This window comes from Streptomyces sp. NPDC045021, assembly GCF_056432645.1.
In genome coordinates this window covers 553,909-573,578 of sequence record NZ_JBWKIQ010000003.1, presented here as the reverse complement: position 1 = coordinate 573,578, position 19,670 = coordinate 553,909, and the positions used below count along the sequence as shown (strand labels likewise).

Below are 19,670 nucleotides of genomic sequence, written 5' to 3'. Positions count from 1 at the left end.
GGATTTTGCCGGGGTGGTCATGCTGCCTCCTGCTCGGTGAGCTGGGAGAGCACGATCTCCCGGTAGGTCGGGTTCTCCGACATGAGTTCGCTGTGCGTTCCGGTGCCCACCACCTGACCCTCGTCGAGGACGATGATGCGGTCGGCGTCCCGGATGGTGCTCACCCGCTGCGCGACGATCACGACGGTGGCCTCGGCGGTCTCCCGGCCGAGCGCCGCTCGCAGGGCCGCGTCCGTCGCGTAGTCGAGCGCGGAGAAGGAGTCGTCGAAGAGGTATATCTCGGGCCGGCGCACCAGCACCCGGGCGATGGCGAGCCGCTGCCGCTGGCCGCCGGAGACGTTGGTGCCGCCCTGCGCGATCGGGGCGTCCAGGCCGCCTTCCAGCTCCTCCACGAAGCCACGGGCCTGCGCGACCTCCAGCGCGCGCCACAGCTCCTCGTCCGTCGCGTCGGGCTTGCCGTAGCGCAGGTTGGACGCGACGGTCCCGGAGAACAGGTACGGCTTCTGCGGTACGAGGCCGACGGTCTCGGCGAGCAGCGCGGGGGCCAGGTCCCGGACGGAGGTCCCGTCGACGAGCACCTCGCCGCCGGTCGCGTCGTAGAGCCGCGGGACGAGCCCCAGCAGGGTGCTCTTGCCGCTGCCCGTCGACCCGATCACCGCGGTGGTCTCCCCCGGTCTGGCGACCAGGTCGACGCCGCGCAGCACCGCCGCCTCGGCGCCCGGGTAGCTGAAGTCGGCGCCGCGCAGCTCCAGGTGGCCGTGCCGGAGCAGCTTCGTCACGGGCGCGAGCGGCGGAACGACGCTCGACTCGGTTGCGAGGACCTCCTCGATGCGCTCCGCGCAGACCTCGGCGCGCGGCACCATCATGAACATGAAGGTGGCCATCATCACGGACATCAGGATCTGCATCAGATAGCTGAGGAACGCGGTCAGGGCGCCGATCTGCATGCCGCCGCTGTCGATGCGGTGTGCGCCGAACCACATCACCGCGACGCTGGAGACGTTCACCACCGTCATGACGACGGGGAACATCAGCGCCATCAGCCGTCCGGTCTCCAGCGACACATCCGTCAGCTCGTCGTTCGCGCCGGCGAAGCGCCGCTTCTCGTAGTCGTCCTTCACGAACGCCCGGATCACCCGGATGCCGGTGATCTGCTCGCGCAGCACCCGGTTCACCGTGTCGACGCGCTCCTGCATGGTGCGGAAGAGCGGCCGCATCCGGCGGACGATCAGCCCGATGAGGATGCCGAGCACCGGCACCACGGCCAGCAGCAGCGAGGACAACGGCACGTCCTGGCCGAGCGCCATGATGATGCCGCCGACGCACATGATCGGCGCCGACACCATCAGGGTGAAGGTCATCAGCACCAGCATCTGGACCTGCTGGACGTCATTGGTGGTGCGGGTGATCAGCGACGGGGCGCCGAACTGCCCCACCTCGCGGGCGGAGAAACTCTGCACCCGGTCGAAGATGGAAGCCCTGATGTCCCGGCCCACGGCCATGGCCGTCCGGGCGCCGAAGAACACGGCGCCGACCGCGCACACCACCTGGAGCACGGTGACCGCGATCATGATGCCGCCGAGCCGCAGGATGTATCCGGTGTCGCCCTTGACGACACCGTTGTCAATGATGTCGGCGTTGAGCGTGGGGAGGTACAGCGTGGCGATGGTCTGCACGAGCTGGAGCAGCACGAGCAGGGTGATGGGTCGCTGGTACGGGCGCAGGTGGGTGCGCAGGATTCGGATCAGCACACGGAATCTCTCAGAGTCGGCTTGATCGGCGAGCGATCCTATCTTCCGACATCCGGGCCCCGCACTCGTTTAAACCTCGGTAAAGGCCCCGGGGTGGGTCTGCTCCCGAACAGCTGTGTACTGCTGGCGTACCGCCTGTCCCACTGGCAGGTCGTCGCCAGGCTCCAGGAGTTGGTGCGCGCCGCTCCGCCAGGCCGGCGGCTCCTGCGCCGTCCCGGATCCGAGGACCACGCCCAGCGACCACGCCGCCTGCCGGGCCGCGCCCAGCGCCGCGTAGTCCCCCGGCTGCGGCACGACCACCTGCGCCTCGAAGAGCGCCGGCGCGATCGCCTGCACGGCGGGCAGCTCGGCGGCCGCCCCCAGCAGGAAGATCCGCCGCACCGCGACCCCGCGCCGGCGCAGCACGTCCAGCGCGTCCGCGAGCCCGCACAGCATGCCCTCGAAGGCGGCCCGCGCCAGGTGCTCGGGCTTCATGCTCTCGCGCCGCAGCCCCGTCAGCGTGCCGGCGCTGTGCGGCAGGTCGGGGGTGCGCTCGCCCTCCAGGTACGGCAGCAGCACCAGCCCGTAGGCGCCCGGTGTGGAGCTCAGCGCCAGATCCGACAGCCCCGCGAGGTCCGTGCCGAGCAGCTCGGCGGTCGCGCGCAGCACGCGCACCGCGTTGCGGGTGCGGAGCAACGGCAGATGGCGACCGGTGGCGTCCGCGAAGGAGGTGATGGTCCCGGAGGGATCGGTCAGCGACTCGTCGTGCACCGCGAAGACGGTGCTGGAGGCGCCCAGCGAGACCACCGCGTCACCGGGGCCGACGCCCAGGCCGAGCGCGGCGGCCATCGTGTCGCCGGTCCCCGCCGAGATCAGCAGCCCCTCGGGGGTCTGACCGGCCGGCTCCGCCGGGCCCAGCACGTGCGGCAGCGCCACCTGGTGCCCGAGCGCCAGCTCCACCAGATCGGGCCGGTACTCCCCGGTGGCCGCCGACCAGTACCCCGTGCCGGACGCGTCGCCGCGGTCGGTCGTCCGCCGCTGCGGCCGGCCCAGCAGCTGCCAGACCAGCCAGTCGTGCGGCAGCAGCACCTCCGCGGTGCGCTGCGCCGCCGCCGGCTCGTGCTGCGCCAGCCAGCGCAGCTTCGCCACCGGGTGCGCGGCCTGCGGCACGGACTGAACGGCCTGCGCCCACTTCGCCTGACCGCCGAGCGCCTCGGTCAGGTCCACGGCCTGCGGCTGTGCCCGCTTGTCGGCGCGCAGCAGCGCCGGGCGGACCAGCACGCCACCGGCGTCGAGCGCCAGCAGCCCCTGCTGCTGCCCGGATATACCGATCGCAAGGACGCCCTCGAGCACGCCGTCCTTGGCCGCCTCGCCGAGCGACAGCAGCCAGGACTGTGGATCGATCTCGGCCGGCTTGCCCGACCGGTCGCCCTCGCCCTCCACGGGATGGGGCGCGTACCCCTGCCGGAGCACCTCGCCGGTGTCCGTGTCGCACACGACGACGGTGGTACCTGCGGTCGAACTGTCGATGCCCGCGACTTTCCCCATAAGGGGAGATGATGCCGCACGAACCCGTCAGGTGTTCGAGGTACCCCAGTCGTCCTCCGCGGCACCCCGGCCGCGCAGCGCCCTGACCCGCGCGGTCACCGATTCCGGCATCTTGTCGCCGACCTTGGACCCGACGGCGTCGGCGGCCTTCACCGCGACCCCACGCCCGGTCTGCGCCGCGCTCTCGGCGGCATTGCGCACCGCCGGGTTCTGCGCGATCCGCTGGGCGCTCTTGCGCAGCTGCTCGTACCGCTCCCGCCCGGCCCGCGCCCCGAGCACGTACCCGACGACGGCTCCGGTGATGAACGTCAGCCGGTAGCGCATGGGCTCCACCCTTCCTCGTACTCGTACCGGGTCCGGCCCTCCGGGCCGTCCTGTGGACTGTGCTTCGCGCCTACCCGCTGTAGCCGGACGACAACCCCGGCGATAGGGGTTGGCGAAGCACCCCCCCACTTGCGCTAATGTATGTCTCGCAGCGAGCGCGCGCCGTCCGGTTGGTCCGGACGTGGGCGTACCTCGGTGCAGCAGCGCAATCCCCTGTAGCTCAATTGGCAGAGCAGCCGGCTGTTAACCGGCAGGTTACTGGTTCGAGTCCAGTCGGGGGAGCGCGGTCCCCTGTAGCTCAATTGGCAGAGCATTCGGCTGTTAACCGGAGGGTTACTGGTTCGAGTCCAGTCGGGGGAGCCAACGACAAGAGGACCCCGTTGGGGTCCTCTTTCGTTTCCCGGGAACCACCCGCCCCCGGAACGAGGTCCACTCAGTGATGCGTCTGCGACCCGCGAGGGCGACAGATCGTATGAGCAGCTATGCTGCGGCAGACGGCGCGTGTGGCGTGTCGTACGGGGCGGTAGCTCAGCCGGTTAGAGCAGCGGACTCATAATCCGTCGGTCGTGGGTTCGAGTCCCACCCGCCCCACCCTGGCCTGCTGGAGCAGAATCGTTGCGGCCTGTGCCGTGCCGCGTCATCCTCACGAAGATGTGACGGCCCTCGCGGCGGGCCCCTTCCACCGGCCCGGCAACCACCCTCGTCACCGGCCCTCGTGGTGGAGGCTCCCCCGGCCGTCGAAGACCCCTCGACCCACCTCTCGCGCATCGCCCTGCCCATCGGCGCCTGGGGCGGAGCCAGCTACGGGGCGGGTCCTGCCACGGGCGGAGCCGGCCAGGACCCGCCGCATCGACACAAGATCAGAATTCGATGCAAGATCAGATGGGGTGCATTACCGTCAACGGGGCGGACGATACGTCCGGTTACGGTGACAAACGGGGGGAAGAATGGGCGACTTCTCGGGCATAGATCCCGACACACTCAACGGAATGATCAGCTCCGTGGAGAAGGACTCCAGGACGCTGGTGACGATGGCCGCGTCCATCAAGGCGAGGTTCGCCCGGTACGGGATCGATCAGGCCCCCCTCAACGAGCTGATCCTGCTGGGCAACTGGGCACAGGACCAGCTCCCGAGCCTCCGGCGCCGCCGCGACCTCGCCAAGATCATGGAGCACGACAGGACCGGCCTGGTCCAGATATCCGACGCGGTTCTCGTCCTGCTCGATGACACGTCGGGCCACCCGGCCCACCCCATCTGGGAACTTCAGGGGCAGCCCGGCGTCCCGTCCGTCACCGACTTCTACACGGCGAAGGCGATGATCGCTGCGGGAGTCGACCCCACGACGTGGGATCCGTCGAAGGGCCTGGGGCCGAACGACGCGAACGTCAAAGCGGTCTACGCCTGGTACGCGCGCATGTGGCAGCAGAATCCGAATCTGCAATGGGCCGGGATGGCCAAGCTCGCCGGCGGAACCGTCTACGCGGGAATGCAGGACCTCGATGTGTTGATCAACCACCATGACGAGGCCGGGGCCTTCTCCCCCCTCATGGGCATGAGCACCGATGAAGCCACGTGGTTCAACAACAAGTTCCTCCAGATGCAGAAGCAGATCTTTCTCGACATGGGGGCCCAGCACGCCGCCTATCTCGACGGTGGGATGGACGCCATCAACGCCCTCAAGCAGGAGGGCCGGATCGACTCACGGTCCGTCGACGCCTGGAAGGGCATCGACTCGGGAGACCCACAGCGGGTCTCCGAGGGAAACAAGGCCCTGCTCATGCGGGAGCAGAAGAAGATCCTGCCGCCGTACTATTCGGAGGTCTACCACCACGACGGGCCGGTCGGCTTCCTTTTCGCAACCGAGTTGGACAACATGACGTCGTCCCCCATTCCGGGAAGCAAGAGCTTCAAATCGTACTCGCACGGGTTTGTTGGCTATCCGTTCAACCAGGTCACCAACACGGACGATCGCTGGGACTGGATCAGCAATGACATGCTGCCCGCCTACCAGCGCCTGCTCCGCGACGATCCCGGCGAGGCCAAGCGGCTCATCGCCCTGCCGCTGAACCAGCGCGCCAAGGAGTTCCGTCGCATTACCCTTGAAGGCGAGGGCTGATCCCCAGTGATTCGACCCACCCGCTACCCAGCGTTTCGACCCACCCGTTCCCTGCCCGTCCTGGCGGCCCTTTCCTTCCTGCTTCTGGGATCCGCCTGCAGCAACTCGGAGGAGTCCGGTTCCGTGAGTTCCGTTAAGTGGGATCTGAGCAAGAGCCACACCAAGTCGGATGTGAACTGGTCGTCCAAGAGCAAGAGTTCGTGGGAGATCCCGGAAACCGAATACGATATTACGCTGCAGGGCGGAGTGCATCTGACGGGGAAGCACATGCTTCGCCTTGACGCGGATTCGGACACCGGACGCATCAACTCCATCGACATCATCTATCCGAAGATGAGCACGGACGACGTGTACAAGGCGGCGACGGCGCTGGCCGCGGAGCTGAAGCTACCGACGGTCAATCTGGAGCGGTGGTACCAGCAGCGCACCAGCGGCCGCGCCGCCGGCCACGAGGAAATCAACTCCACCACGGGAATGTCACCCACCACCCATACGGCGGGCACACCGGCGATCGACGCCTCCCTGCTCTACTCCTTCGACGAGAAGAAGCCGACCTTCATCGACCTCTCCATCTACTGGTCCACGTCGGAGGGATGAGAACCCCTCGCGTGGAGCGGACCTGAGCACCACGCGCCCCATACGCACCCTTGACACCCGCTTTGCCATTCACCGAACCCTGACGATCTAGTGTTGGTAGGTCTCGGCCAACGGGCTCACGTCCGTTGGCCGATGACGTCCACGGGGATGCTGAGATACGGGGAAGACAGCATGAGTGAGTTCGCGGGGGTCGATCCGCATCGGGTCCGACTGTTGGCCGATCGTCTGAAGGATCTGGCGGACACGCTGGATCGTGAGGGACCGAACATCAAGCAGCGGTTCAACTCATGGCAGGGGACGATCAACCAGGCGCTGCTCTCGCAGCAGACCATCCAGATACGGGCCGACGCCCGCGACATGGCGCGCCGCGCGGACGAGGCGCTGAACCTGCTGCACGGTCAGCGGATCACTGCCCCGAACGACCCCCACAAGGACTGGGTCTCCATCCCGTGGGACGTGTCCAAGATCGACACATCTCGAGAGGGATCGCAGGAGGCACTCAACCTCAAGCAGGCTCTGGACAACCCGAAGGATCCATCCTCGCGGGCGACGATCATAGAAGTCTCCCAGTCGCTCGCCGATCACCAGGATGATCCTGCCTATCTGCAGAATTTCATGTGGTTCGGTGGCATGGACCAGGCGACGCGCGCGGCAGAGATCCTGCACAAGCAGGACGGCACGCATGACGGCGTCGTGCTGAACAAGGACTCCGAGGCGATCCTCGCCCGCTTCGGCCAGGGGGTGCAGGCGGCCACCTCACTCGCCGCGCAGGGCAAGATCCAGCTGCCCCCGGGCGCACTGGCAAAGCTGACCAAGCCCGCCGACGACGACATGTGGTCGGTCGGCATGCTCTTCAAGTACGGTCCCTCCGGCGACAAATGGGACCCGAAGGTGCTCTCCGACGTCGGCGGCGCGATGCTCGACTTCCGTGCGACGCACGAGATGCGGCCCGCCTACGAGGCGCCGGGCACGTACAACCCGGGTGGCACGTACGTCGGCGACCGGCACGCCTGGTACACGAAGCTCGGCCTGGGCGTCGACTACCGCGACGGCGGAAACCTGACGGACCACGCCTACAACATCCAGGGCATCGACGCCAACGATCCGTCCATCGCCCTCATGCAGCGCGTCAGCGAGAACGCGGACGCCTCACGACTGATCCTCACCGGGCCGAACGGCGCCAACCACGCCAAGACCCTCGTCAGCTACAAATGGCACACCCCGGGCTCGTCCTTCGACGACGCCAAGTTCCCGGCCGCGGTCATCACTGCCGCGACGATGGACCGCGTGGGCCATCCGAAGGAGTCGACGGAGGCCGCCTCGAACATCGTCAACGCGGGGGCGGCCGAATACGACCTGGAGAAGGACCGGAAGGACCTGGAGAGGGACAACTACGGGACTCCCACCGGCATCACCCACGCCCTCTCGCAGGTCTTCTCGGCCTACGTGCCGGACTTCGCGTACTCGACCGACGGCAAGAACGGCGACGGGGCCTACGTGATCCAGCCGGGCCAGGACGGTACGTACATGCTGCACGCCAGCCGGGACACGATGAAGAACTTCTTCAGCGAGATCATGCAGACCCACGACGACGGCACCAACGTGGTGAACGCGATCAACGCCCAGGTCGCCATGACCTTCGCCCGCGGCTCCGACAGCCCGCAGGCCAAGGCGTTCCTGTCGAACCTCGCGGAGTTGCGCGGTGAGGTGTCCGTGGCCGGACAGAAGGTGAAGTACGACCCTGCCGCGAAGACGGACGCGGACCACGTCAATGAGATCAAATGGCTCAACGTGGTCGGCGGTTTCGTCGCGAGTGTTCCCACCAACAACGTTCCGGCGGACTTCGTGAAGGCCGCGATCTGGGGCGGGCTGCCGATCGCCAGCGCCGCCTTCTCCACGAACAACGCCTCCACCGTGGACAGCAACGCGCAGGTCACCGTCTTCGACGACTACGCGCAGATGCGGGTCTCGATCGTGCAGGGTCTCGTGGGCTCGAACAAGATCCAGCCGCCGAAGGACCACCCCGAGTGGGCGAACGGCAACATCACCTTCCGGCCCGGCACCAACGACCAGCAGGAATTCGAAGGCTGGTGGACGGGTATCGCCCAGAGCCACCCCGAGATCGAGAATCTCTACAAGACCGACATGGGCAATGGATTCGACCTGGGCGCCGGCCGCTTCAACTCCAACTGACGGCATGAATTCCCAGGAGAGGCGCTCCCCCATGAAGCAGCGTGGGTTGCTGGCCGGCCTGGCCGTGGCCGCTCTCGTCGGCACGGCCGCCGCCTGTGGCAGTGGGGGCGGCGCCACCGACGACCGGTGGACCGCGCCCGCCCCGGGCCAGGCCGCCGCGCTGCTGGACTTCTCGGACGGCGGCCGCGATGCCGCCGTGCGGGACGTGGCGTTCTACGGTTTCGGCGGAGTCACCGTCCCGGCCGGCATGACAACCGGCCCGGACGGAAGCGTCTATGCGCTCGCCGACAAGGTGGTCCGGCTCAAGCCCGATCGGACGGTGTCGACGATCGAGGGAGCCACGAAGGCCGGCACCACCCGTGCCTCCGGCCTGGTCGCCCTACCGGACGGCTCGCTGGTGTTCGTCGACGCCGCCCAGGTGAAGAGGATCGCTCCGGACGGCACCGTGTCGGTGCTGGCCGGGGCTGCCGGAACGGCCCGCACCCCGGGCGGCCCCGTGCCCTCGTCGGTTCCCGCCGCCGGATTCCACTTCGCCGGACCGAGCCCGTTCGGCGTCGCCCCCGACGGCACCGTCCTGATCGGCGACCAGGACGTCCTGTGGGCGCTCAGGAACGGCACCCTCAAACAGCTCTACCGCACCACCGGAAAGAGCGCCGACGGCCACCCGCTCCAGATCGGCCGGGACAGCGCGGTGGACGCGGCCGGCACCGCCTATGTCTCCCCCGAGGTGCCCGAGCGCGCCCACGGACGTCTCAGCGACGTGCTGGCCGTCCGCGCCGACGGCAGCCTGAGCAAGCTCCAACTGCCGGCGGCGATCGACGGGATGCCGGGAGCGCCCGCCGCCCTCAAGGTCCGGTGGCTGACCGGCGACGGCGCGAACGGGATCTTCGCCCAGGTCTACGACGCGTCGGGCGACAACGGCGCGGTCCTGCATCTCCATTCCGGTACAGCGGATCTCATCGCCCACGAGAAATCCGGCATCGAACCCACGAAGCCCTGCCGTATCCCTCAGCCGGTGGTCGCACTGCGACTTCCGTGTGCACTTCCCGAGGCCATGACCTATCGGTCGGGCAGCCTCGTTCTTGGCGGACTGGCGGACTACGTCCTGCAGATCCGCGTCGCATAACGTCAACTGTTCGCATTCCGCCGTGTGAAGACATGGAAAGGAAACACCATGGGAATTCCCGACGAGGACAAGCTCGGCACCCTCTGCCGCCAGGACATGAACAAGATCGAGACCTCGGCCGCCGCCATCCGTGCCGCGATAAAGAGCGTCAACGCCCTCATAGGATGCGAAACATGGGTGGGAACCGCGGCGGACACCTGGGGCAATGACATCCAGGGCCGGATGGGCGCGCTGGGACGGCTCTTCGACTCCTATCCGGCGGAGGAGAACCGCCTGGTCACCGAAGCCCAGAAGAAGCAGGCAAAGATGAGCGCCCCGAAGCCCGCGGGCTGAACCGCGCCGATCAAGGTCGATGAGGGCCCCGTATTCGTGCTCAGGCGGCACAGGTAGCGTTGGGTCCTTGTGCTCTGTCCGCGCATCACACGGGGGATCTACATCGTGACCCGCACCACTCGTCCCATAGCCGCCGCCCTCACGATGGCCACGGCTGTCGCTCTGACCGCCTGTGGCGGCAGCAGCGACTCCAAGGATCCCGCCGGGATCTCGGGTGTTCCGACCGCAGCCCCGACGACAACGTCGGCGGCGCCCACCTCGACACCGGGGGTGACGCGGCCGACGATCACGCTGCCCGCCGATCTCGTCGACACCTTCGACAACTGGAAGACCGGCGATCCGAAGAAGGACGCCGTGCTCCAGGACAGTGCGGAGGGTTCTCGCGCTGTCGACGAAGGTGCGGCCAGAGGGAAGGCGGACACTCCCGCGATCCGCTTCTACCTGTCGGGCGATGCCCTGGCCTCGTCCGTGCTGTTCATCGACCGGGCTCTCAAGCGGGGTGTCTCCCTCACCGGTGCGGTCAGGTATTTCAACCCGCGCCTGACCTTCTTCAGCGAGGGAGGGGTTGGGCTGGCCTACTGCTCGGATGAGACCAAGGCCTTCGCCAAGGATCGAAAGACCGGGAAGAAGACGGGCGGCGGCAGTGTCAGCGATCCCCAGTCGTATGTCAGTTACACCGCGCGACTGGACAAGAACAAGCAGGGCGTCTGGCAGACCACGACGACCTCTTCCCAGAGGGGTGGCAAGCCGTGCCTTCCGTGACCACTCAACGGCGGCTGGGGACCGTCCTCGTGGCGGGGGTCCTGGTGTCGACTCTCATGGCGGGGACCGCGTACGCCGGTGGCGGATTCGGGGATGACAAGGGAGACGGCAGTACCAAGGGCGGCGCCGACAGCAGCAAGCTCACCGCCGGTGTGCAGACCCGCATTGTGATCGACGGTGGCAGGAGCCGACATGGCGGGACGAGCACGGCCGATGTCGTGCCGTCCGGGAATTGGACGCCGCCGGCGTGCTGGTGGGAGCCCGAATGGACGCCGGAGCAGCTCAAGGGAGTCGGGGACTTCCTGGACACCGCGCTGGGCCTGCTGGGCTTCGGCCTCAAGCCGTTCGGTGCGATGTACGGGGACTACAACGTCGGCAAGGACGGCATGTGGTGGGCGCCGGTGAAGAATCCCAAGCGTGCGGGTGATCCGGCGACGGAGGCCTGCCAGGGTGTTTTCTGGGCCGACGCGAAAACCACTCCGAAGGTGCCGATGGCCATCAGCCCCGAGGTCATGGCCCAGTACGCGTACAAGGAGCTGCCGATTCCGCCGGTCGCGGTCCGGCTGAGCCCGGACGGGCAGCAGACGGTCAATCTGCCGACCTGGATCTGGCAGACCGGCGGTAAGTTCAAGCCGGTTTCCGTCCATGCCTCGCTTCCCGGCACCAATCTTTGGGCGACCACGACCGCTACTCCCGTCGCGCTCCACCTGGAGCCCGGAACTCCGGATGCCGCGCTGTTCCCCGCCTCGGGTGACTGCCCCATCGACGCCGACGGCAATATCGGTACGGCCTACACCGCGGGATCAACCGGAAATCCGTCCTGCGGTGTCCTGTACCAGCGCATGACCCAGCCGGGCGCCACCTTCCCGCTCAATGCGTCCATTACGTGGCGCATCGAATGGAAAGGCACCGACGGGGCAGGCGGAAAGCTGCCGGAAGGCACGCTCAACGACACGAAGAACGTCCAGGTGCGGGAGATCCAGACCATCGTGCGCTGACCGGGCAGCCGCTTTCCGGGCGGGCCCCGCGATCAGTCCAGGTAGCCGCGGAGTTGGTCTGCGAAGGCGTGGTCGCGGAGTTTGTTGAGGGTTTTGGACTCGATCTGGCGGATGCGTTCGCGGGTTACGCCGAAGATGCGGCCGATCTCCTCCAGCGTGCGGGGGCGGCCGTCGGCGAGGCCGTAGCGGAGTTGGACGACCTTGCGTTCGCGTTCGCCGAGGGTGGAGAGCACCGCTTCGAGGTGCTCGCGCAGGAGGAGGAACGCGGCGGATTCGACGGGGGACGTGGCGTCGCCGTCCTCGATGAGGTCGCCGAGGGCGACGTCATCCTCCTCGCCGACCGGGGCGTGCAGGGAGACCGGTTCCTGGGCCAGGCGCAGGACTTCGGTGACGCGCTCCTCGGAGAGTTCGAGGTGGGTGGCGACCTGTTCGGTGCTCGGCTCGTAGCCCTGCTCCTGCAGGAGGCGGCGCTGGACGCGGACGACGCGGTTGATCAGTTCGACGACGTGCACGGGGACACGGATGGTGCGTGCCTGGTCGGCCAGGGCGCGGCTCATGGCCTGGCGTATCCACCAGGTCGCGTACGTCGAGAACTTGTAGCCGCGGGCATAGTCGAACTTCTCGACGGCGCGGATCAGGCCGAGGTTGCCCTCCTGGACGAGGTCGAGCATGGTCAGACCGCGTCCGACGTAGCGCTTGGCGACCGAGACGACGAGCCGCAGGTTTGCCTCGATCAGCCGCCGTTTGGCCATCCGGCCGTTGACCACCAGCCGGTCGAGGTCGACGGCGAGCTGGGAGTCCAGATCCGGGAAGTTGTTCAGCTTCTCCTCGGCGAAGAGGCCGGCCTCGACCCGGCGGGCCAGTTCGACCTCCTCGACCGCGGTCAGCAGCGGTATACGGCCGATCTCCCGCAGGTACTGCCGGAAGAGATCGGCGGACGGGCCCGCCGCCTCCTCGCGCGACCGGCGCTCCCGGTCGTCGGCCTCGTCATCGGGGTCCCTGGCGTCTGGGTCCCCGAGCGTGGATCCGCGGGATTCACGGGATCCGCGGACTGCACGGGCCTCCCGGGGTGCGCCGGGCGCGGGGTCCCCGACCTCCGACGACTCCGGCGGCTCCAGCAGCCCCGGCGGCTCCAGCGGCTCCGGCGGCTCCGAATCCAGGACGTCGTCCGCTTCCGGGTGAGTGGCCGCGTGGTTCTGCTCCGGGACCCTCTCCCTCAGCTCGGCCTCGGGTTCCGACAGGACCGCCTCGGCCAGGGTCGTCAGGGGGTGGGTCTGCACGGGAGCGACCTCCATGGTGAGCACAGTCACGGACTCGGAGACGCGCGGCATTGGGACGGTCGCGGCCTGGCCGCTGTCCGTCCGGGAGTTCGCCGTTTGCGGATCACCGGTCGCATCTCTGTTTGCAGAATCCGGTATTCCGCGCTCCGAGGACTCAGGCACCGCCACCCAGTGTGGCGTACGGCACACCCCCGCCACGAGGGTCGTGCGCCGCATTTTTCGGGCCAATGTCACGGGGTGCGTTCGATCCATCACCGCATCGTGAACGGCCGGCGGGGCGCCGGGAGACGGGCCTACAGAGCCGCGGTGCCCTGCTCGCGCAGCCGCTGGCCGTACTGCTGCAGCGCCCACAACTCGCTCTGCACGGCGCTGAGATCATCCGCCCCGGCGCGCGGACCGAGCCGGGTCAGATTGGCGCGGACCTCGCCGATGCGGCGCTCGACGGCCTGCAGCCGGACGGCGACGAGCTGCATGCCCGCGTAGACCTCGTCGGGAGCCCGCCGGGTGTGGGTCGCCTCGACGGCCAGCTCGGTGACGAGGATCCGGACGGTGTCGTCCGGGGCGACGTCCCGGACGCGGGCCAGGAAGCCTTCGTCCGCGTGCTCGGTGCCGCCGGCTTCGGCGATGGCGTGCCGGACGGCGGCGTACGGCGGGGCGGTGAACTCGTCCTCGCCGTAGGCGTCGAAGGCCGGGGAGACCAGGTGCGGGTGTTGCAGGGCGAGCTTGAGCAGCTCGCGCTCCACCCGGTGGGAGGGGCTGCGCAGATCCAACCGCGGCCCGCGCGGCGGCTGGGGGCGGGTGACGCCCTGGCCCGCACCGCCGGAGCCCTGACCCTGCTGACGCCGCGGCTCCGGGCCGCGCTGGCCGCGGTCGCGGGCCCAGCGGGCGAGCTGGGAGACCCGGCGGACGACGAACTGCTCGTCCAGGATGCCGAGCTTGGAGGCGAGCGACACCGCGTACTCGTGCTGGATGGAGCTGTCCTTGATTCCGGCGACGATCGGTGCGGCTTCCTCCAGGGCCGCGGCGCGGCCCTCAGCGGTGTCGGTGTTGTGCCGGGCGACGGCGCTGCGGATGGCGAACTCGAAGAGCGGGGAGGAGTGCTCGACGAGGTTGCGCACGGCCGCGTCACCGTCGGCGAGCCGCAGCTCGCAGGGGTCCATACCGCCGGGGCTGATCGCGATGGAGGTACGGGCCGCGAACTTCTGGTCGTCCTCGAAGGCGCGCAGCGCGGCCCGCTGGCCGGCCGCGTCCCCGTCGAAGGTGAAGACGACGTGCGAGCTGGAGTTGTCCATCAGCAGCCGCCGGAGGATCTTGATGTGGTCCTCGGCGAAGGCGGTGCCGCAGGTGGCGATGGCGGTGGTGACGCCCGCGAGATGGCAGGCCATGACGTCGGTGTACCCCTCGACGACGACGGCCTTGCCGGTCTTGGCGATCTCCTTCTTGGCGAGGTCGATGCCGTAGAGCACGTGCGACTTCTTGTAGAGCGGCGTCTCGGGGGTGTTGAGGTACTTCGGCCCGTTGTCGTCCTCGCGGAGCTTGCGGGCGCCGAAGCCGATCACCTCGCCGGTGATGTCGCGGATCGGCCAGATCAGCCGGCCGCGGAAGCGGTCGATCGCCCCGCGGCGGCCCTCGCTGGCCAGGCCGGAGGTGAGCAGCTCCTTGTCGGTGAAGCCCTTGCCGCGCAGGAAGCGGATGAGGTGGTCCCAGCCGGCGGGCGCGTATCCGACGCCGAAGTGCTCGGCGGCGGCCTGGTCGAAGCCGCGCTCGGTGAGGAACTTGCGGCCGATCTCGGCCTCGGCGCTGCCGAGCTGCTCGAGGTAGAACTGCGCCGCGATCCTGTGCGCCTCGATGAGCCGGATCTTCTCGCCCTGCTGGCGGCCGGGGTTGTACCCGCCCTCGTCGTACCGCAGCACGATGCCGGTCTTGGCGGCCAACCGCTCGACGGCCTCGGAGAAGGAGAGGTGGTCGAGCTTCATGACGAAGTCGAGCGTGTCGCCGCCTTCTTGGCAGCCGAAGCAGTAGAAGAGCCCCTTCGAGGGACTTACCTGGAACGACGGTGACTTTTCATCATGAAAGGGGCAGAGCCCTTTCAGGTTCCCCCCGCCCGCGCTCTTGAGCTGCAGGTACTCCGAGATGACGGCGTCGATCGGGACCGCGTCCCGGACCGCCTTGACGTCCTCATCCTTGATCCTGCCTGCCACCCGTGAAGTCTACGGCCCAGCTACGACAGACTCTTGACCTCCGGCGCGGGCACCCACTAGCTTCCCCAATTGTTAAGAATCTTTACTAATGGAGTGCGGTACCGACGAAAGGTGGGCGCATGCCCCACAAGCACAGTCGACGACGCGGGCTCGGCATGGCGGCAGGAGCGGCCACGGCCGCCGCCGGTGTCGTCGCGGCCCTGCTCAGCGGCGGCGCGGGTACCGCCGAGGCCGCCACCACCGGACAGGTCCGGGTCAACCAGGTCGGCTACGACGGCAGCGGCGCCAAGGAGGCGTTCCTGCTGGCGAAGGGCGCCGTCTCGGGCGCCACCTGGAAGCTGCTCGACAGCAACGGCGCCACCGCCGCCACCGGGAAGACCGGCGCCAGCCAGGGCAGCTGGAACGCCGCCTATCCGGCCGTCTACCTGATCGACTTCAGCTCCGTGAAGGCCGCCGGCAGCTACCACCTGGTGGTCAGCGGCGCGGCCACCGGCGCCTCGCCCACCTTCACCATCGGCAGCGCCAAGGACGTCTACGCCAAGCCCGCCGCCGATGCCACCGCCTTCTTCCAGGCCCAGCGCGACGGCCGCGACACCATCCCCGGGTCGCTGCAACGCAAGCCGTCCCATCTGAACGACGCGCATGCCACCGTCTACAACTGGCCGTCCTTCACCAGCAGCGACGGCGACACCATCGCCAAGGCACCCACCAAGATCGGCGGCACCGTCGACGCCGAGGGCGGCTGGTTCGACGCGGGCGACTACCTGAAGTTCACCGAGACCACGACCTACGCCGACGCCGCCCTGCAGATCGCGGCCCGCGAGACCGGCGCCTCCCCCGCCTCCGCGCTCGGCGCCGAGGCGCAGCACGGCCTGGACTGGCTCGACAAGATGTGGGACGGCGACACCAAGACGCTCTACATCCAGGTCGGCCTCGGCTCCGGCACCGACAGCGGCAGCGTCGTCGGCGACCACGACACCTGGCGGCTGCCGCAGAAGGACGACTCCGACACCGCGAACCCGTTCCTGCGCAACCGCCCGGTGTTCCGGGCCGGCGCTCCCGGCTCCAAGCTCAGCCCCAACCAGGCCGGCCGCCTCGCCGCCGACTTCGCGCTCGGCGCGCAGCGCTACGCCGCCTCCGACCCCGCGAAGGCCAAGGGGTATCTGACGGCAGCGGCGCAGGTCTACGCCCTCGCGGACACCCACCCCGGCAAGCTCGTCACGACCGTCCCGTACGCGTACTACCCCGAGACCAGCTGGCAGGACGACCTGGCCTTCGGCGGCGCCGAGCTGGCGCTGGCCGCGCAGCAGCTGGGCGACTCCCGCGCCGCCGACTGGCTCCAGCAGTCGGCGGCCTGGGCGAAGGCGTACGGCACGACCGGCGACACGCTCAACATGTACGACACGAGCGCGCTCGCCTACACGGACCTGGCTCGCGCCATCAAGGCCGCCGGGAACCCGTCCGGGCTCCCGGTCACGTACGACACGCTGGTCGCGAACCTCAAGGCGCAGATCGCCTCGGGGCAGGCCCGCGCCGCCAAGGACCCGTTCCACGCCGGCGCGGTCTACAACGACTTCGACGCCGACTCGCACACCCTCGGCCTCGCGGCCACCACCCGGCTGTACCGGGGGCTGACCGGCGACACGTCCGTCAACCGGTTCGCCGTCCAGCAGCTCGACTGGCTGCTCGGCGCCAACGCCTGGGGCACGTCCTTCATGGTCGGCTCGGGCACCACCTACCCCAAGTGCACCGCGGGGCAGCTCGGGAACCTCGCCGGAAGCCTGGACGGCAAGGCGCCGGTGGACACCGGTGCGATCGTCAACGGTCCCAACGGGACCGCGCAGTTCGCCGACGGGCTGGGCGACTACCTGGACGCCATGCGCAAGTGCCCGGCCGGCGGCGCGGACCCGTTCGGATCCTTCACCGGGCACGGAAGTCGCTATGTCGACGACGTCCGGTCCTGGCAGAGCTCCGAGCCCGCGCTCGACATGGACGCCTCGGGGCTGCTGGCCTTCTACCTGTCGAGCTGACCCGCAGTCTTCAGGAACCCGCAGCCTTGATCAGGAACCTGCTGCCTTGATCAGGAACCCGCTGCCTTGATCACGAATCCGCGGTCTTGATCATGAAGATGAAGTGCGGTCCGCTCGGTTCGACGACGAACTCCTCACCGGTCGCGGTGAACCCGAGGTGCTCGTAGAAGCCCAGGGCGGACGTACGGCCGTTGCACCACACCAGCTCGGCGCCGCGGGCAGTGGCCTCGGAGAGGCCGGCCTGCAGCACGCCCGCGCCGTACCCCTGGCCGCGCACCTCGGGGGCGCTGCCCATACCGCGGAAGCGGTATGCGGCGGCGCCCTCGCCGGGCAGCGTGTCCGGGAAGAAGGTGACGCACGCCCGGACCACGCCCTCGTCGTCGTAGGCCGCGACGTGGAAGGTGGACTCGCGGGAGTCCTCCGGGTAGATCGCCGTCTCGCGGGGCATGCCAGTGCGCAGCACCGCCCAGCGCAGCTCGAAGATCTCCTCGACGGGTACGACGGCCGTGCGCATGACGTGGTCCTCCGCTGGTCAGTCCGGTGCTTCGGTCATTCCAGGAAGGAGGCTAGCGGGACGGTGGGGTCGGACAGCCGGTCGGGGTCGACGGTGCGGCCCGAGCGGATCAGCTGCTGGATCGGGTCGGTGACGTCCCAGACGTTGACGTTCATCCCGGCCAGGACGCGGCCCTCGCTGAGCCAGAAGGCGATGAACTCGCGCTTGCCGACATCGCCCCGGCACACCACCTGGTCGTAGCTGCCGGGCGGGGCATGGCCGGAGAACTCCATGCCCAGGTCGTACTGGTCGGAGAAGAAGTACGGGACCCGGTCGTAGCTGACGTCCCGGCCGAGCATGGCGCGGGCGGCGGCCGGGCCGCTGTTGAGGGCGTTGGCCCAGTGCTCGACGCGCAGCCGGCCGCCCGACAGCGGGTGCTCGATGTTGGCGACGTCGCCGGCCGCGTAGATGTGGGGGTCCGAGGTGCGCAGCGACGGGTCCACGGCGATACCGCCGCCCGCCGACCGGTCGGCGAGGGTCAGCCCGGCGGCCTCGGCGAGCGCGGTGCGCGGGGCGGCGCCGATCGCGGCCAGCACGTCATGGGCGGGGTGTTCCTGGCCGTCGTCGGTGACGGCGGCCAGGACCATGCCGTCCTGGCCGGAGATCTCGGAGAGCCGCGCGCCGAAGTGGAACCGGACGCCGTGCTCGCGGTGCAGATCGGCGAAGACCCCGCCGAGCTCGGGGCCTAGCACCGAGTACAGCGGCGTCGGTTCCGGCTCCACGATGGTGACCTCGGCGCCGTAGCCTCGCGCGGCGGCGGCGACCTCCAGGCCGATCCAGCCCGCTCCGGCGATGACGATATGGCCGTTCTCGCGGCCGAGCGAGGTCAGCACGTGCTTGAGGCGCTCCGCGTGCGAGAGCCGCCGCAGGTGGTGGACGCCGGCCAGCTCGGTACCGGGGATGTCGAGCCGGCGCGGCTCGGCGCCGGTGGCGAGCAGCAGTTTGTCGTACGGCAGGACGGTGCCGTCTCCGAGCCGCACGGTCCTGGCCGCGGGGTCGAGGTGCACGACCGGCTGGCCGAGGTGCAGCTCGATGTCGTGCTCGGCGTACCAGGCCGTCTGCTGGACGAAGACCGAGTCACGTTCCGCGCTGCCGATCAGAAAGCCCTTGGACAGGGGTGGCCGCTCGTACGGGTGCTCGCGCTCGTCGCCGATCAGGATCACCCGCCCGGTGAAGCCCTCCGACCGGAGGGTTTCCGCCGCCTTGGCGCCGGCGAGTCCCGCTCCGACGATGACGATGGTCTGGTCTGCGTCCACCACTGTGCGCCTCCCCAACAGATGCCGTACCTGCGAGCGTCCCTTACGTCACGCCTGGCGGGAAGAGCGCCGCGCCGAGTCGACAAAGCGCCCCTCGTATGCCTCGCGCGCCCGCAGTACTTCGGACAGGTGCTCGCGGGCCCAGTCGCAGGTGGCCGCGATGGGCGCGAAAAGAGTACGTCCGAGACCGGTCAGCTCGTACTCGACACGGGGCGGGTTCTCGTCGTAGGCGGTTCGGGTCACGATGCCGTCGCGCTCCAGGGCGCGCAGGGATTCGGCGAGCACCTTGGGGGTGATGGCGTGCAGCGGGACCCTGAGCTCGGAGAAGCGGCGCGGGCCGTCCTCCAGGCACATCATGATCATCCCGGCCCATTTGTCGCCGACGCGGAAGGGCGTTGCCCTGCTGGGACACTCCGGGGAGAACATGTCGGGCCGCAGCGGCTCCGGGGCGGCGCGCTGCGCGGGTGTTGCCGTGGTGGCCCGGGCGGGTGTTGCGGTGGTGATCTGCGCTGGTGTCCCGGCGGTGGTCTGCACGGTCTGCGTGGTCATCTGTCCCAGCGTAGAGCCGGTTTCGTTGCGGTAACCGGCAGGTCGGCGGTTACGGTCCCCGCAGTCGAGAACG

16 protein-coding genes and 3 tRNA genes are annotated in these 19,670 nt (G+C 69.0%); 11 read left to right on the top strand and 8 right to left on the bottom strand.

Features of this window, described 5'->3' with window-relative positions; all coding sequences use genetic code 11:
- Positions 1-17: 17 nt before the first annotated feature.
- The 3 genes from AC07DC_RS13825 to AC07DC_RS13815 form a co-directional block, all read right to left on the bottom strand.
- Positions 18-1,751 carry an ABC transporter ATP-binding protein gene (locus AC07DC_RS13825; RefSeq protein WP_478914566.1) on the bottom strand — a complete coding sequence of 578 codons (1,734 nt, stop codon included), beginning with the start codon at positions 1,749-1,751 and terminating at the stop codon, positions 18-20.
- A 69-nt stretch (positions 1,752-1,820) separates the two neighbouring features.
- Positions 1,821-3,278, bottom strand: coding sequence for an FGGY family carbohydrate kinase (locus AC07DC_RS13820; RefSeq protein ID WP_478914565.1), 1,458 nt, complete (start codon positions 3,276-3,278; stop codon positions 1,821-1,823).
- 27 nt (positions 3,279-3,305) lie between these two features.
- On the bottom strand, positions 3,306-3,602 hold the full coding sequence (locus tag AC07DC_RS13815; protein WP_478914564.1) for a YtxH domain-containing protein: 297 nt from the start codon (positions 3,600-3,602) through the stop codon (positions 3,306-3,308).
- A gap of 209 nt (positions 3,603-3,811) precedes the next feature.
- Here AC07DC_RS13815 and AC07DC_RS13810 point away from each other — a divergent pair.
- The 10 genes from AC07DC_RS13810 to AC07DC_RS13765 all read left to right on the top strand — a co-directional run bounded on the left by AC07DC_RS13810 (position 3,812) and on the right by AC07DC_RS13765 (position 11,728).
- Positions 3,812-3,884: transfer RNA gene (locus AC07DC_RS13810), tRNA-Asn, on the top strand.
- A 5-nt stretch (positions 3,885-3,889) separates the two neighbouring features.
- Positions 3,890-3,965 (top strand) — tRNA-Asn (locus tag AC07DC_RS13805).
- A gap of 154 nt (positions 3,966-4,119) precedes the next feature.
- Positions 4,120-4,193, top strand: a tRNA-Ile gene (locus AC07DC_RS13800).
- A gap of 398 nt (positions 4,194-4,591) precedes the next feature.
- Positions 4,592-5,719 (top strand): DUF2515 family protein, encoded by a 1,128-nt coding sequence (locus AC07DC_RS13795; protein ID WP_478914563.1) that lies wholly within the window; start codon positions 4,592-4,594, stop codon positions 5,717-5,719.
- Between the two features lie 123 nt (positions 5,720-5,842).
- A complete protein-coding gene (locus AC07DC_RS13790) occupies positions 5,843-6,316 on the top strand; it encodes a hypothetical protein (RefSeq protein WP_478914562.1) in 474 nt (157 codons plus the stop codon).
- 171 nt (positions 6,317-6,487) lie between these two features.
- Entirely contained in the window at positions 6,488-8,509 is a 2,022-nt protein-coding gene (locus AC07DC_RS13785; RefSeq protein WP_478914561.1) for a hypothetical protein, read from the top strand.
- 31 nt (positions 8,510-8,540) lie between these two features.
- Positions 8,541-9,635: an NHL repeat-containing protein gene (locus AC07DC_RS13780; RefSeq protein ID WP_478914560.1), complete on the top strand. Its 1,095-nt coding sequence runs from the start codon at positions 8,541-8,543 to the stop codon at positions 9,633-9,635.
- A gap of 48 nt (positions 9,636-9,683) precedes the next feature.
- The gene (locus AC07DC_RS13775; RefSeq protein ID WP_478914559.1) at positions 9,684-9,968 is read left to right on the top strand and encodes a hypothetical protein; all 285 of its coding nucleotides are present in this window, start codon (positions 9,684-9,686) and stop codon (positions 9,966-9,968) included.
- Between the two features lie 105 nt (positions 9,969-10,073).
- Positions 10,074-10,730 (top strand): hypothetical protein, encoded by a 657-nt coding sequence (locus AC07DC_RS13770; RefSeq protein WP_478914558.1) that lies wholly within the window; start codon positions 10,074-10,076, stop codon positions 10,728-10,730.
- Positions 10,727-11,728: a hypothetical protein gene (locus tag AC07DC_RS13765; protein WP_478914557.1), complete on the top strand. Its 1,002-nt coding sequence runs from the start codon at positions 10,727-10,729 to the stop codon at positions 11,726-11,728. The genes AC07DC_RS13770 and AC07DC_RS13765 overlap by 4 nt, the downstream gene beginning before the upstream one ends.
- Before the next feature lie 32 nt (positions 11,729-11,760).
- Here AC07DC_RS13765 and AC07DC_RS13760 read toward each other — a convergent pair whose 3' ends face one another.
- Both AC07DC_RS13760 and dnaG read right to left on the bottom strand, forming a co-directional pair.
- Complete coding sequence (locus AC07DC_RS13760) at positions 11,761-13,008, bottom strand: RNA polymerase sigma factor (protein ID WP_478914556.1); 1,248 nt, start codon at positions 13,006-13,008, stop codon at positions 11,761-11,763.
- 293 nt (positions 13,009-13,301) lie between these two features.
- Positions 13,302-15,209, bottom strand: coding sequence for a DNA primase (dnaG, locus tag AC07DC_RS13755; protein ID WP_478914555.1), 1,908 nt, complete (start codon positions 15,207-15,209; stop codon positions 13,302-13,304).
- A gap of 119 nt (positions 15,210-15,328) precedes the next feature.
- On the opposite strand from dnaG, the gene AC07DC_RS13750 reads away from it, so the two are divergent.
- Entirely contained in the window at positions 15,329-17,239 is a 1,911-nt protein-coding gene (locus tag AC07DC_RS13750; protein WP_478914554.1) for a glycoside hydrolase family 9 protein, read from the top strand.
- Between the two features lie 70 nt (positions 17,240-17,309).
- On the opposite strand, the gene AC07DC_RS13745 is transcribed toward AC07DC_RS13750, so the two are convergent.
- From AC07DC_RS13745 to AC07DC_RS13735, 3 genes are read right to left on the bottom strand one after another with little or no spacing between them, the layout of a single operon-like run.
- Positions 17,310-17,753, bottom strand: a complete 444-nt coding sequence (locus tag AC07DC_RS13745; protein ID WP_478914553.1) for a GNAT family N-acetyltransferase — start codon at positions 17,751-17,753, stop codon at positions 17,310-17,312.
- A gap of 35 nt (positions 17,754-17,788) precedes the next feature.
- On the bottom strand, positions 17,789-19,051 hold the full coding sequence (locus AC07DC_RS13740) for an NAD(P)/FAD-dependent oxidoreductase (RefSeq protein WP_478914552.1): 1,263 nt from the start codon (positions 19,049-19,051) through the stop codon (positions 17,789-17,791).
- 45 nt (positions 19,052-19,096) lie between these two features.
- Positions 19,097-19,597 carry a winged helix-turn-helix transcriptional regulator gene (locus AC07DC_RS13735; RefSeq protein ID WP_478914551.1) on the bottom strand — a complete coding sequence of 167 codons (501 nt, stop codon included), beginning with the start codon at positions 19,595-19,597 and terminating at the stop codon, positions 19,097-19,099.
- Between the last annotated feature and the right edge of the window lie 73 nt (positions 19,598-19,670).